This is a genomic window from Glutamicibacter sp. BSL13, from assembly GCF_052928425.1.
Window position 1 is genome coordinate 1 of sequence record NZ_JAVGCZ010000079.1, and the last position, 12,827, is coordinate 12,827.

General features: G+C 68.3%; 15 protein-coding genes and 1 pseudogene. 9 read left to right on the plus strand and 7 right to left on the minus strand.

Going from position 1 to position 12,827, the window contains the following annotated elements:
• The coding region (locus RCJ92_RS12115; RefSeq protein WP_446754691.1) for a DNA gyrase subunit A at window positions 1-441 on the minus strand (441 nt) is incomplete at its 3' end.
• Between the two features lie 139 nt (window positions 442-580).
• Between RCJ92_RS12115 and RCJ92_RS12120 the strand changes: the two genes are divergently transcribed.
• Window positions 581-3,241, plus strand: coding sequence for a bifunctional acetate--CoA ligase family protein/GNAT family N-acetyltransferase (locus tag RCJ92_RS12120; RefSeq protein WP_346923040.1), 2,661 nt, complete (start codon window positions 581-583; stop codon window positions 3,239-3,241).
• A 56-nt stretch (window positions 3,242-3,297) separates the two neighbouring features.
• On the opposite strand, the gene RCJ92_RS12125 is transcribed toward RCJ92_RS12120, so the two are convergent.
• Both RCJ92_RS12125 and RCJ92_RS12130 read right to left on the minus strand, forming a co-directional pair.
• Window positions 3,298-3,621, minus strand: coding sequence for a DMT family transporter (locus tag RCJ92_RS12125; RefSeq protein ID WP_360028580.1), 324 nt, complete (start codon window positions 3,619-3,621; stop codon window positions 3,298-3,300).
• Window positions 3,618-3,989 (minus strand): DMT family transporter, encoded by a 372-nt coding sequence (locus tag RCJ92_RS12130; RefSeq protein ID WP_343832732.1) that lies wholly within the window; start codon window positions 3,987-3,989, stop codon window positions 3,618-3,620. The genes RCJ92_RS12125 and RCJ92_RS12130 overlap by 4 nt, the downstream gene beginning before the upstream one ends.
• Window positions 3,990-4,219: 230 nt before the next feature.
• Between RCJ92_RS12130 and RCJ92_RS12135 the strand changes: the two genes are divergently transcribed.
• The gene (locus RCJ92_RS12135; RefSeq protein WP_138177988.1) at window positions 4,220-4,807 is read left to right on the plus strand and encodes a DUF5998 family protein; all 588 of its coding nucleotides are present in this window, start codon (window positions 4,220-4,222) and stop codon (window positions 4,805-4,807) included.
• A 14-nt stretch (window positions 4,808-4,821) separates the two neighbouring features.
• Window positions 4,822-5,994 carry an alkaline phosphatase family protein gene (locus RCJ92_RS12140; protein ID WP_446754692.1) on the plus strand — a complete coding sequence of 391 codons (1,173 nt, stop codon included), beginning with the start codon at window positions 4,822-4,824 and terminating at the stop codon, window positions 5,992-5,994.
• A gap of 108 nt (window positions 5,995-6,102) precedes the next feature.
• Here RCJ92_RS12140 and sepH read toward each other — a convergent pair whose 3' ends face one another.
• Window positions 6,103-7,155 carry a septation protein SepH gene (gene sepH / locus RCJ92_RS12145; protein WP_396276848.1) on the minus strand — a complete coding sequence of 351 codons (1,053 nt, stop codon included), beginning with the start codon at window positions 7,153-7,155 and terminating at the stop codon, window positions 6,103-6,105.
• 237 nt (window positions 7,156-7,392) lie between these two features.
• Here sepH and RCJ92_RS12150 point away from each other — a divergent pair, with 237 nt between their 5' ends.
• Window positions 7,393-7,695, plus strand: coding sequence for a DUF4193 domain-containing protein (locus RCJ92_RS12150; protein ID WP_138926430.1), 303 nt, complete (start codon window positions 7,393-7,395; stop codon window positions 7,693-7,695).
• A gap of 136 nt (window positions 7,696-7,831) precedes the next feature.
• On the opposite strand, the gene RCJ92_RS12155 is transcribed toward RCJ92_RS12150, so the two are convergent.
• Window positions 7,832-8,401 (minus strand): DUF3093 domain-containing protein, encoded by a 570-nt coding sequence (locus RCJ92_RS12155; RefSeq protein WP_138177981.1) that lies wholly within the window; start codon window positions 8,399-8,401, stop codon window positions 7,832-7,834.
• Window positions 8,402-8,612: 211 nt separating this feature from the next.
• Here RCJ92_RS12155 and dut point away from each other — a divergent pair, with 211 nt between their 5' ends.
• From dut to RCJ92_RS12175, 4 genes are read left to right on the plus strand one after another with little or no spacing between them, the layout of a single operon-like run.
• Entirely contained in the window at window positions 8,613-9,071 is a 459-nt protein-coding gene (gene dut / locus RCJ92_RS12160) for a dUTP diphosphatase (protein WP_396276847.1), read from the plus strand.
• A gap of 38 nt (window positions 9,072-9,109) precedes the next feature.
• Window positions 9,110-9,835 carry a DUF3710 domain-containing protein gene (locus RCJ92_RS12165; protein WP_360028584.1) on the plus strand — a complete coding sequence of 242 codons (726 nt, stop codon included), beginning with the start codon at window positions 9,110-9,112 and terminating at the stop codon, window positions 9,833-9,835.
• Between the two features lie 18 nt (window positions 9,836-9,853).
• On the plus strand, window positions 9,854-10,225 hold the full coding sequence (locus RCJ92_RS12170; RefSeq protein ID WP_346922715.1) for a hypothetical protein: 372 nt from the start codon (window positions 9,854-9,856) through the stop codon (window positions 10,223-10,225).
• Between the two features lie 38 nt (window positions 10,226-10,263).
• Entirely contained in the window at window positions 10,264-10,974 is a 711-nt protein-coding gene (locus tag RCJ92_RS12175) for a DUF3159 domain-containing protein (protein ID WP_138177973.1), read from the plus strand.
• A gap of 9 nt (window positions 10,975-10,983) precedes the next feature.
• Here RCJ92_RS12175 and RCJ92_RS12180 read toward each other — a convergent pair whose 3' ends face one another.
• The gene (locus RCJ92_RS12180; protein WP_138177971.1) at window positions 10,984-11,649 is read right to left on the minus strand and encodes a potassium channel family protein; all 666 of its coding nucleotides are present in this window, start codon (window positions 11,647-11,649) and stop codon (window positions 10,984-10,986) included.
• Window positions 11,650-11,664: 15 nt separating this feature from the next.
• Window positions 11,665-12,339 (minus strand): potassium channel family protein, encoded by a 675-nt coding sequence (locus RCJ92_RS12185; protein ID WP_054821578.1) that lies wholly within the window; start codon window positions 12,337-12,339, stop codon window positions 11,665-11,667.
• A gap of 159 nt (window positions 12,340-12,498) precedes the next feature.
• On the opposite strand from RCJ92_RS12185, the pseudogene RCJ92_RS12190 reads away from it, so the two are divergent.
• Window positions 12,499-12,827, plus strand: a pseudogene (locus RCJ92_RS12190) (DNA-binding protein); the annotation flags it as partial.

Below are 12,827 nucleotides of genomic sequence, written 5' to 3' on the forward strand. Positions count from 1 at the left end.
GTCCAGGTTCGCGGTCATCGCCACCGCGGCCGCGGCCAGCCGGGCCTCGGTGTAGCGCGGGGCGGCCGGCCCGTCATCCAGGGAGCCGAAGTTGCCGTGCCCGTCCACCAGGGCCAGGCGCATCGAGAAGTCCTGGGCCAGGCGCACCATCGCGTCATAGATCGCCGCGTCCCCGTGCGGGTGCAGCTTGCCCATCACCTCACCGACCACGCGCGCGCTCTTGACGTGCCCCTTTTCCGGGCGCAGACCCATCTGCGCCATCTGGAACAGGATGCGCCGCTGCACGGGCTTGAGCCCATCACGGGCATCGGGCAGGGCCCGGGAGTAGATCACCGAGTAGGCGTACTCCAGGAAGGAGTTCTCCATCTCGCTGGTGACGTCGATGTCGATGATGTTCTCGACGAAATCCTCGTCAAGGGCCGGAGTGTTCTTGCGAGCCATTGAGCTGTTCGTGCCCCTACCTTCTGGTCGATAAGAAACTGTTCGAATGCAAACAGGCGGACTGCGCGCCGCGGGCGTGGTGCAGGCCGTGGTGCGTGGCATCTGGCCGTGGCCGGTACCGCGCACTATTGTTTAGCTTATGGTGGATCGTAAAGTTTCTGCGGCATATCCGGCACATTGGGAAGCAGATGTTGTGCTGCGCGACGGTTCAACCGCGCACCTGCGGCCCATCACCCCCAAGGATGCCCAGGCGCTGCAGGAGATGCACCGCCAGCAGTCCGAGGCGTCGGTCTACCTGCGCTATTTTACCTACAAGTCCCAGCTGACCCCCAAGGAGCTGGAACGCTTCACCAACGTCGATCACACCTCCCGGGTGGCGTTCGTGGTGCTGCGCGGGGCGAAGGTCATCGGGGTCGGCGGCTATGACCGGCTCGATGACCCCACCGAGGCGGAGGTCGCGTTCAACGTCTCGGACGAGTACCACGGCAGCGGGATCGCCTCCATCCTGCTGGAGCACCTGGCCGCGGCCGGACGCGAAAACGGGATCGAGAAGTTCACCGCAGAGGTGCTGCCGGAGAACCGCAAGATGCTCACCGTCTTCTCCGAGGCCGGCTACGCGGTGGCCCGGCACTTCGAGGACGGGGTGGTGATGCTGGTCTTCCCGATCGACCCGACCGACAAGTCCCGTTCGGTGATGGAGGCCCGCGAGCACCGCGCCGAAGCGAAGTCGGTGGCCGGGCTGCTGGCCCCGGCCTCCGTGGCGGTCATCGGCGCCAGCCGCTCCTGGGGCACCCTGGGCTACGACGTGCTGAACCGGCTGGTGGAATCCGGGTTCACCGGGGCGCTGTACGCGGTGAACGAGCAGGCCTTTGAGATCGGCGGGCTGCCCAGCTACGGGCGGATCACCGAGGTGCCCGGCCCGGTGGACCTGGCCATCATCTGCGTGCCCAAGGAACGGGTGCTGGGGGTCGTGGACGACTGCGCCGCCCACGGGGTCAAGGGTCTGCTGGTGATGACCGCCGGCTACGAATCCGACCAGGGCCTGCGCGAACAGCGCGAACTGATCACCCGGGCGCGGATCAACGGGATGCGGGTCATCGGCCCGGCCTCCCTGGGGCTGCAGAACACCGACCCGGATGTGCAGCTGAACGCCTCGGTCGCCCAGCAGCTGCCGGCCCCGGGCAACATCGGCTTCTTCAGCCAGTCCGCCGCCATGGGGGTGCTGCTGCACGGGGTGCAGGCCCAGCGCGGGCTGGGGCTGAGCTCCGCGATCTCCGCGGGCCTGCGCGCGGACGTGTCCGGCAACGACGCCATGCAGTACTTTGAGGACGATGAGCACACCGCGGTGGTGGCCATGCACCTGGAGTCCTTCGGCAACCCGCGCAAGTTCTCCCGCATCGCCCGGCGCCTGTCCGGCAGCAAACCGGTGATCGTGGCCAAGAGCGATGTCATGGGCCTGCGCCTGCCGCCGGGGCACTCGGTGCGCACCTCCCAGGCCCCGCCGGCGGCGCTGAACGCGGTGCTGGCCCAGGCCGGGGTGATCCGGGTCGGCTCGGTGGAGCAGCTGATGGACGTGGCCAGCGTGCTGTGCACCTCACCGGCCCCGGCCGGGCCGAACGTGACGGTGCTCTCCAATTCGCTCACCCTGGCGGAAGTCACCTGCGATGTGGCGGTCAGCCGCACCCTCAGCGCCGCCGCGGACGAGCGCGAACTGGACTTCAGCCTGGGCCAGTCCCGGGCCCTGCCGCTGCTGCGCGAACGGGTGCAGCAGCTGGTGCAGGATGCCACCGTGCATTCGGTGATCATCGCCCTGCTGCCGGTGCCCGGCATCAGCGACAACGCACTGCTGGGGGAGCTGGGCCGCTTCGCCGGCTGCGGCAAACCGGTGCTGGTGGTGCTCTCCGGGCGTTCGGACCGCAGCATCGGCACCGGGGTGCACCACGGGCTGCCGGTGTTCACCTCCCCGGCCGCGGCGGTGCGGGCCCTGGACAAGGCGCACGGCTACCGGCAGTGGCTGAACGTCGAACACGACGCGCTGCCCGAACCGGAGGGCATCGACGCCGACGGGGCAGAGGACTACCTGAAAACCCTCACCGCCCAGATCCCGGGCACCACGCTGCGCGAACTGGACTACGACCAGGCCAGCACGCTGCTGGCCCACTACGGGATCCCGGTGCTGGAATCCCAGGCGGTGAACAGCGCCGATGAGGCGGTCGCGGCCGCGCACCGGCTGGGCTGGCCGGTGGCGTTGAAGGCCGATGACCCCTACCTGCGCCAGCGCCTGGATCTGGGCGGGGTGCGGCTGAACATCACCGACGAACCCACGCTGCGGGCCAACTACGCCCACATGTTCCAGGCCATGGGGCAGTGGGGGGTACAGGCCCTGGAGGTGCAGTCCATGGCCGAGGCCGGGCAGGCCTGCGTGATCCGGGCGGTGGAGGACCCGCTGCTGGGGCCGGTGATCTCCTTCGGGCTCTCCGGGGACCCGGTGAACCTGCTCGATGACTGGGCGCACGGGGTGGCTCCGCTGTCCGTGCAGGACCTGGAGGACCTGATCCACCGTCCACGCAGCAGCGCCCGGCTCTTCGGCTACCAGGGGCTGCCGCAGGTGGACCTGGCGGCGCTGAAGGACCTGCTGAACCGGGTGGCGCTGCTGAAGGACAACCACCCGGAGGTGGCGATCCTGAAGATTTCCCCGGTCACCGTTTCCGAACACGGGCTGAGCGTGTTGGCCGCCGAGGTGCAGGTCGGCAACCCGGAACAGCGCACCGACACCGTGCGCCGGGCACTGCGCGGCTAAGCGGCGCGCGACCGTGAACCGGGACGGAGCAGCATGGCCGGCCGCGGTGCCCCGGCTCAGGCCGGGGCGCCGGTGTTGATCAGCACCACCCCGCCGGCGATCAGCACGATCCCCAGCGACATCACCCAGCTCATCGGCTCCTTGAACAGCAGCCAGCTCAGCAGCGCGGTCAGCGCCACCCCGCAGGCGGCCCACACCCCGTAGGCCAGGCCCAGCGGCATGCCCAGCGCCAGGCTGGTGGCCAGCGAACTGAAGGCCACCAGGTAGCTGAACACCATCGGGAGCAGCCAGCGCCGCGAACCGTGGGTGGCCATGCGCAGCGAGAGCGTGCCGCTCACCTCGGCGATGACCGCCAGGATCAGCAGCAGCCAGGCGCTCATGCCCCGGACCTTCCGCGCGGGGCCGGGGCAGTGCCCTGGCGGGCGGCGGCCAGCTGCGAGCCGAACTCGACCAGCAGCACCCCGGCAATGATCAACCCCATCCCCAGCAGCATTACCGGGGTCAGCAGCTCGGCGAAGAGCAGGTGGGAGAGCAGCGCGGTCAGCGCCACCCCGCACGCACCCCAGATGCCGTAGGCCGCGCCCAGGGCCATGCCCGCGCGCAGCGTGGCGGCCAGCGCGGCGAAGGCCACAATGTACCCGGCGGCGGTCACCAGGTACAACGCCGGGGCGTCCAGGGCCAGCTTCATGGACAGCGACCCGCTGACCTCGGCGATCACCGCCAGCGCCAGCAGCAGCCAGCGCTTCATCCCAGTCCCGCCTTGTGGCGTGCGCGTGCCATGGCCCGCGCGATGTGCGCCCCACCGATTTGCTTCATCCTTCGAACCTACCAAACCGGTGGGCGGCGCCGCCCGGTGCCGGAGCCGGCCGCGCGCGCCGCGGCTGTTCGATGTGAGCAGGCTCCCACCGCCCGGCGGGCGGGGCGCACCGGGCGGGCGGCTCATAGGTAAGAGTCGGGTGCACTGGGTAAACTTAAGGCATGAGTTCTCCATCGTATTCGACCACTGCAGCCGCTGAACTGCAGCAGGATCTGGTCCGGGCCGGCTTCTATCCGCAGATGATCCAGGACGTGCTGTCCGAAGCGATGTACACCCGGCCGATCCTGGACCACTATGTCCACCTGGAAACCCATTTCGACCGCACCGAGGTGCACCGCCACATCACCGTGCTGGTGCTCAGCGACAATTCGCTGTTCATCATCCACGTTGATGACCAGCAGCTCGATGACCACGGCCAGCAGGTCGTCGCCCAGGTCTCCACCGAAATGATCTCCCTGAAGCGCATCGCCTCGGTGGCCACCAGCTACGTCTTCCACCAGCCCCAGCACTACCGCAGCGGGGACGCGGTGCGCGAATTGACCTTCGGGCTGTCCTGGAACGGCACCACCCGCCTGGACCTGACCCCCGCCGCCTGCGCGGACCCGGAATGCGACGCCGACCACGGGGTGACCGGCACCGCGCAGCCCGAGGACCTGGTGATCCGGGTCAGCGCCGAAGCCGACGGGCAGGACGCGGTCAACAAGGCCCGCAGCTTCGCGGTCCGCCTGCGCCAGGCCACCGACTTCTAGGGCCGAGGTTCATCGTGCCTGACCCGACCCTGCCCGTGCCCGCCACCGCGCTGCCGGCCCCCGCCCCCTACGGCACCCAGACCCTGGCCGAGGTGCTGCCCTCGGCCGCGCACGCGCTGGGTGTGCCGGGATTCCAGAACCCGCTGGGGCTGAAGTCCACCCGCCGGGTCAACGTGGTGATGATCGACGGGCTGGGCTGGAACCAGCTGAAGTCGAACATCGCCCACGCCCCCTTCCTGCGCCGCCTGTTCGGCCAGGCCCAGCGCCTGAGCGTCGGCTTCCCCTCGACCACCGCCACCTCGCTGAGCAGCCTGGGCACCGGGCTGGCCCCCGGCGCACACGGCATGCTCGGCTACGACGTGATCGACCCGGAGCGGCGCCGGACGGTGAACCAGCTGGGCGGCTGGCCCGCGGACCTGGACCCGCTGGCCTGGCAGCCGAACCGCACCGTGTTCGAACAGGTCGCCGACGCCGGGGTGCACACCGCCAGCGTCTCGCTGGCGTTGTTCGAGAATTCGGCACTGACCCGGGCGGCCCTGCGCGGGCCCCAGTTCGTCGCCGCCACCTCCCTGGCCGCGCGCAGCCGGGCCACCACCGAGGTTTTCGACGCGCACCGCCACGCGCTGGTCTACACCTACTTCAACGAGCTGGACAAGGCCGGACACAAGTACGGGGTGGATTCGGACCAGTGGCGCCAGACCCTGGAGGAGCTGGACTATACGCTCAAGACCATGGTGTCCCGGCTGCCGGCGCAAACCAGCGTGCTGATCACCGGGGACCACGGCATGGTGGACGTGCCGGCCAGCCAGCGCATCGACTACAGCCGGGAACCGGAGTTGATTGAAGGGGTGGAGCTGACCAGCGGGGAGCCGCGCGGGGTGCAGCTGAGCTTCGCCGCCGCCACCAGCGATGCGGTGCGCGCCCGGGTGCGGGAGGCCTGGCAGCGCCGCTACGGCACCAAGGCCTGGGTGCTGACCCGCCAGGAAGCGATCCAGCACGGCCTGTTCGGGCCGATGCGCGACGCGGTGGCCGAACGGCTGGGGGACTTGATGATCCTGGCCGCCGAGTCCATCGCCTTCTACGACGGGCGGCGGGTGAACCCGAAGGCCTTTGAGATGGTGGGGCAGCACGGATCGCTGACCACCGCCGAACGCCTGGTGCCGCTGCTGCAGCTGCACACCGAATAACCCCGGCCCGCCCAATCGCGGGGGCCAGCAAAGGACGATTCCCCGGCAGCCAGCTGGCTGCCGGGGAATCGTCCTTCAGCGTTCCGGGGTGGTGCGGGGACCAGGCTCCTAGTCCTTCTTGCGCCGCCCGAACATGATGTCATCCCAGCTGGGCACGGAGGAACGCTTGGACTTGCGGGCGTTGGCATCCTCTTCGGCCGTCGGCTCGGGCTTCGGCTTGTCCTTGGACGAATCGTGGGTGAGCACGGTCAGCTGTGAGGTGCGGGTGGAAATGGTCTGCGGCAGGTGCGGCAGGCCCTCGTCCTCATCGTCCTGCCCATAGTTGTTCAGGTTCCGGTCGATGATCTCATTCAGCCGCTCGTCGGAGTCCTCGTCCTTGCCCGAACGCTGGCCGCGGCGGGCGTTGAGCAGCTCCACCAGTTCCTCGCTGTCGCCAGGCTGGGTGGGCGCCGCCTCCCCGGGGGCCTCGGCGACCGGGGATTCCACCGCCACCGGGGTGATGGTGGAGAAGTATTCGGGGGCCGCCTGCTCGCTGAGGGTCTGGGCCCAGCGGTTCAGGTTGCGCAGCGTGCGCCGCTGCGGATGGTAGGACCACTTGGCCACGTTGGGGGAGCCGTCCTGGTTCTCCTCGGAGAGCGACTCAACGTTGCCCTCGTGCAGCGGGGAGTTGAAGATGGCGGTCACCAGCCACTGGCCCTCCGGGTCCTTCCAGGAATCCCACTGCACCGACTCCGCATCAATGCCCAGCTGGCCCAGCCGGTGGGCGACCATGGCACCCAGGTCGGCCGGCTCCTCGCCAAACGCCTCACGGTACTCGGCATCGGTCTGCGGACCGGAAACCTCCACGCGGCGCGCCAGTTCGGCAATGTGGGCGCGTTCGGCCAGCACTGGGCCCTCGTACTTCAGGATCTGCTCGATCGGCACATCCCACTCCACCGACAGGTCATACGCCGAGGCGCCGGCGCGTACCCGGGCCTGGATTTCCCGCGGCGAGTGGTCGGAGGACTGTTCACGGTTGCGCGGTGCACGGGCGCGGGCGATTTCGGCCATGGCGCTGCGCAGTGCATCGTCGACGGGCAGCTCAAAGCTCATCCCGTCGTCACTGCTGACCTGCAGGCTGGAACCATTTTCATGTATTCCTACCAGTCTCAGCTGACGCATTACTACCCTCCACACGGTTTATTTCCTGAGTAAAACTTTGCCACTCAACGCCCGGAATTCCTATTACCGCCAAGGGTGTGGCGCGATTTCCTTGGCCTGGCGGGCGAAGAACGCCCTTCCAGGCCGGATCCGGGGAATTTTTTGCCGTCTAGGACGTTATACACGCGTGCCAGTGGTGGTGTAGTGTACCGCCACGAGTTGTTGCACATCCGTCAAGGAAAAGAGAACGATACTTCAATGGCTACCGACTACGACGCACCGCGCGAAAAGCAGGAGGAATCCGAGACGGCCAGGCAGCTGTCGGATCTGAACGCCGGGCGGACGGCGAAGCAGGCGACCCTGATCGACGAGGATGAAACGGACCTGGCCGAAGGGTTCGTGCTTCCCGGCGGCGAGGTCACCCAGGAGGAGCTCAGCGTCGAAATCATGCCCGAGCAGGCCGACGAGTTCACCTGTGCCTCCTGCTTCATGGTCCGCCACCGCTCCCAGCTGGCCCGCCAGGACGGCGCGCAGATGTTCTGCACCGAGTGCGAAGACTAACCCGAGTCCCCGCCTGAGCGCGCCCGATCCGCGCCCGACCCATTAACCACCGAAGCCGCCCAGCACTGCATCCCCGCCAAGGGGAGGGCAGGTGCTGGGCGGCTTGCTGTATCTGGTGGCGATCGCCGTCGGCAGGCTACTGGCCCTGGGAGTCCCCGTGGTTGGAGCGCGATTCCGGCTGGGCCTGGTCCTCGGCGGTGACGTCCTCGGCCGCGGGCACCTCGTCGGGCTGCCGGTAGGCGTTCATTACACCACCCAGGGCGCGGGTGAGCTCCTCGGGGCGGCGGGTGGAGGTCAGCCAGTACGGGGTCTGGTCGCGCGGGTCGGTGATCTCAAGCTTCACCACGGCATCCACCCAGCCGCGCAGGTTCATGTAGGCCAGCCCGTGCAGCTTCTGGCCGCGCTGCTCGAAGGCCTCCTGGCCGCGGTAGCCGATGACCTCGCCAACGTATTGGCGTTCAATGTTCGCCCGGCCCACCCGCACCGAATCCTCGGTCACCGTGATTTGCGGGGTGTTCAGCATCAGGATCACCGTCATCACCACAAAGGCGATCACCCCGGCCAGGATTCCCCAGGCCACTCCGATCGGCGCCAGGGCCACCCCCGCGGTCAAGGCCAGCAGCAGCGGCCAAATCCAGGTTCCGGCCGAAGGCCACAGTTTTTCGTTGAACAGCACGGTCGACTCACCGGAGCTCGCAATACTCATGCCTTCCATTTTAGGCGCTGAACCTGTGCGTGCCGCCCAGCCCGCCCGCAGCGCCGAGCGGCCGGTAAAGAACTATGGGCAATCCGTCCCCGGCCCACCACAGGCGAAGCCCGAGGCGCTAGAGTTGTTCAGGTGCCGCAGGCAGTGCTCCTGCCCGCCCCGCGGCACAGTGAAGCCACTGCCGGATGCAACGGAAGACGAAACACCACCCATGAGTGAACCAAGCCTGCAGATCGCCATCAAACTGCTTGACGATGGGCTGCCCATCCCCGGTTACGCCCACCACGGGGACGCCGGGGCGGACCTGCGCGCCCGTGAAGCGGTGCAGCTGGCCCCCGGGCAGCGCGCGCTGATCCCCACCGGCATCGCCCTGGCCATCCCGCACGGCTACGTTGGCCTGGTGCACCCGCGCAGCGGCCTGGCCGCCAAGCACGGGATCACCGTGCTGAACGCGCCGGGCACCGTGGACGCCGGCTACCGCGGGGAAATCATGGTGACCCTGCTGAACACCGACCCGCACGCGACCTTCGAGGTGCAGCGCGGGGACCGGATCGCCCAGCTGGTGATCCAGAAGGTGGAGCAGGCCCAGTTCAACGTCGTGGATTCCCTGGATGAGACGGTGCGCGGCGCCGCCGGCTTCGGTTCAACGGGCGGGTTCAGCTCGAACTAAGTACCCTAGAGGTAAACCACAAGAGTTTTAAGGACGAGATGTTTTTCAAGCGCAAGAAGCGGCAGCAGGAACAGCAGCCGGTTGAAGACGGTGCGACCCAGCAGGCGGCCTCCGGCACCGACGCGCAGGACGCTGCCCCCGGCACCCCGCAGCCGGTGACCGGACCGTTCGACATCAAGGACATTGACAACCCGGACGACTACCTGAACTTCGGTTCCCTGCTGATCAAGCCGATGACCGGGCTGAAGGTTCGCATGGACATCGAGGACCAGACCAAACGCGTGATTTCGCTGTCCCTGGAACTGGCCGAATCGCGCGTGCAGCTGCAGGCGTTCGCCCGTTCGAAGTCCGAGGAACTCTGGCCGGGCATCTCCAGCAAGATCGCCGAGGACATCACCGGCCAGAACGGGGAGATCTTCACCCGCGACGGCGACTACGGCAAGGAGCTGCTGGCCAAGGTGCCGCAGCAGCTGCCCGACGGCCGGGCCGGACACGTGGCGCTGCGCTTCATCGGCATCGACGGGCCGCGCTGGTTCCTGCGGGTCGTGATCGGCGGCGCGGCCATCTCCGACGAGCAGGCCTCCAAGGCCGTGGAGGAACTGGTGCGCCAGGTCGTGGTGGACCGCGGGGACCGGCCGCTGCCGCCGCGTGAGCTGCTGCCGTTGAATGTGCCAAGCAACGCCACCACCCGCGCCGAGGCCCCGGCCGGGCAGCCCGAGGTGCAGCGCCCGGAACGCGGGCCGGAAATCACCCAGATCGGCTAGCTGGAACGGAACGCTGACATGGTTGGCAAGACACAGGTTTCGGTCAGTGCGCTGCCGCAGAGCGCGGCGGTCCGCCACCTGCAGAACCTGGAACAGATGCCCGAACGCGGCCGCATCGAACACACCGGCTATATCCAGTCGGTGACCCATGTGCCGCCGGGGGAGGCGCCGCGGCTGACCGCCACCGTGGTGGACCAGTTGGCCCGCCCAGGGGTGCGTCGGCGCACCGCCCCGCACGTGCGGCTGCTGTTCATGGGCCAGAAGCGGGTGCCGGGGATCAAGCCCGGGGTGAAGATCCGCTACTCGGGGATGCTGAGCCTGGTGGACCAGGTTCCCACGGTGCACAACCCGCGCTACCTGATCCTGCCGCAGGAACGCCCGCAGGCCTAGCCGCCCCGGCGGCCTCTTTGACACTGAATGCGAGTGAGATGACCCAAACGCCAGATTCCCCCGAGCAGCCCGGCACCCGTGGTGAACCGGACCCGTCGCTGGCACAACGCCTGGGATCCTCGGCTCACCTGAGCAAGAACGCGGCCGGGCACATCGATGTGATGGCCAGCATCGGGGGAGTGCGCGGGGTGCTGGAAACCGTGGTCCCCGGATTCCTGTTTGTGCTGCTCTTCGCCCTCACCCGGCAGCTGGACGTGGCGCTGATCGCCGCGATCGCGGTGGGTGCGGTGTTCATGATTGCCCGGCTGGTCAAGCGTTCCTCGCTCACCCAGTCGGTCAGTGGGCTGGTGGGCATCCTGATCTGCGCGCTGGCCGCGCGCAGCAGCGGGGAGGCCAAGGACTACTACGTTCCCGGATTCTTCATTGTCGGAGCCTACCTGCTGGCAATGGTGATCTCGATCGCGATCAAGTGGCCGCTGCTGGGGGTGCTCTACGGGTTCCTGCGCCAGGAGGGCACCGACTGGCGCCAGCAGCCCGCACGGCTGCGCCGCTATGCGATCGCCACCTGGATCATGGCGGCGGTGTTCGCCGCCCGGCTGGCCGTGCAGCTTCCGCTGTACTTCACCGACCAGGTGGTGGCCCTGGGCATCAGCCGCCTGGTGATGGGGGTGCCGCTGTACGCGGCGGGTCTGTGGTTCGCATGGATGATTTCCCGCCCCGCCAGCCAGATCACGGCACAGCAGGACTAGCCGGCGCGCTCAGCGCCGGGTTTCGCGCAGCACCTTGCGCAGCTGCTCGCGCGCTTCTTCGGTGGTCAAGAAGAACAGCGCGTCCCCGCCCTCGATGACGTCGTCACGGGTGGGCGGGAAGGGCGACTTGTCGCGCACCACCGAGACCATGGTGGTGTCCTCGGGCCACGGGACCCGTCCCATGGTGCGCCCGATCAGCGCCGAATCGTGGGGCACGGTGAATTCCACCAGGTGCACCGCCCCGCTTTTCAGGCTCAGCAGCTCCACCAGGTCCCCGACCTCCACGGCCTCCTCGACCAGCGCGGTCATCAGCCGCGGGGTACTGACCGCCACGTCCACACCCCACGCGTCGTCGAACATCCACTCGTTCTTCGGGTTGTTCACCCGCCCCACGGTGCGCCGCACCCCGAACTCGCTCTTGGCCAGCAGCGAGATCACCAGGTTGGCCTTGTCATCACCGGTGGCCGAAACCACCACGTCAAAATCGTCCAGCCCGGCGCGCTGCAGCACCACCAGCTCGCAGGCGTCCCCGCGCAGCCAGCGGGCCTCGGGCAGCTCCTGCTGCTCGGCCGGATCCGGGTCACGGTCAATGATCAGCACCTGGTGCCCGTTGTTCAGCAGTTCGCGCGCGATGGAGGAACCCACCGAGCCGGCACCGGCAATCATCACCTTCATATGTGGCTCTCCGTTCTAGTCCTGCGCCTGGCGCGGGGCGGTGGCCAGGATCTTTTCCACGTCGCTGCTTTCGTCCACGCGCATCATCACGTGCACCAGGTCCCCGCCCTGCAGCCGGGTATTGCTCTGCGGGATGATGCCCTCCCCGAACCGGGTCAGGTAGGCGATGCGCACCCCGGCGGCCCGCTCCAGGGACTTGACCTGGTGGCCGTACCAGTCCGCATGCAGCGCCACCTCGGTGAGCATCAGCCGGCCGGAGGATTCCCGAAAGTCCCCGCGCATCGAATGTTCGGGCAGGATCCGGCGCAGCACCTGGTCCGCGCTCCAGCGCACCGCCGCGACGGTGGGGATGCCCAGGCGCTGGTAGATTTCGGCGCGGCCCGGGTCATAAATGCGCGCCACCACGTGCTGCACGTTGTAGGTTTCGCGCGCCACCCGGGTGGCCAGGATGTTGGAGTTGTCCCCGCTGGAGACCGCGGCGAAGGCGTAGGCCTCACGGATGCGCGCCGCTTCCAGGGTGTCGCGGTCAAAGCCGACCCCGGTGACGGTGTCCCCGGAGAAGTCCTCGCCCAACGCGCCGAAGGCCCGCTCGTTCTGGTCGATGACCGTGACCGAATGCCCGGCCGCGTCCAGGGTCAGGGCCAGTGTCGCCCCGACCCGGCCGCAGCCCATGATCACGAAGTGGGCCATCGCATACTCCTTAGGTTCGCTGCCATCCTTCCCGGGCGCCGGCCCGGGGCGTGCCGGGCAAAACCGGCACTGCATTAGTCTGCCACGTTTTGCCCATGCCGCCTGGGTGTGGGCGGCAGAGACTTCAGCATGCCGCGCGTGCTGTTATACCGTTGATGCGTGCCTGCATTCTTTGATGGTGTCAAACGCTTGCTGGTGGGCAAGCCGTTTCGCACCGAGCGGTTGAAACGCAAACCGCTGCCGCCAAAAATCGCGCTGCCGATCTTCTCCTCCAGCGCCCTGTCCTCGCTGGCCTATGCCCCCGATGAGATCCTGCTGACCCTGGCCACCGCCGGGGTGGCCGCCACCCTGCTCTCCCCGGCCGTGGGCCTGGCGGTGCTGGCGGTGCTGCTGGTGCTGGTGCTGTCCTACCGCCAGTCGGTGGCCGCCTACCCCTCGGGCGGCGGGGACTATGAGATCGTGCGCGCGAACCTGGGGCCGCGCCCGGG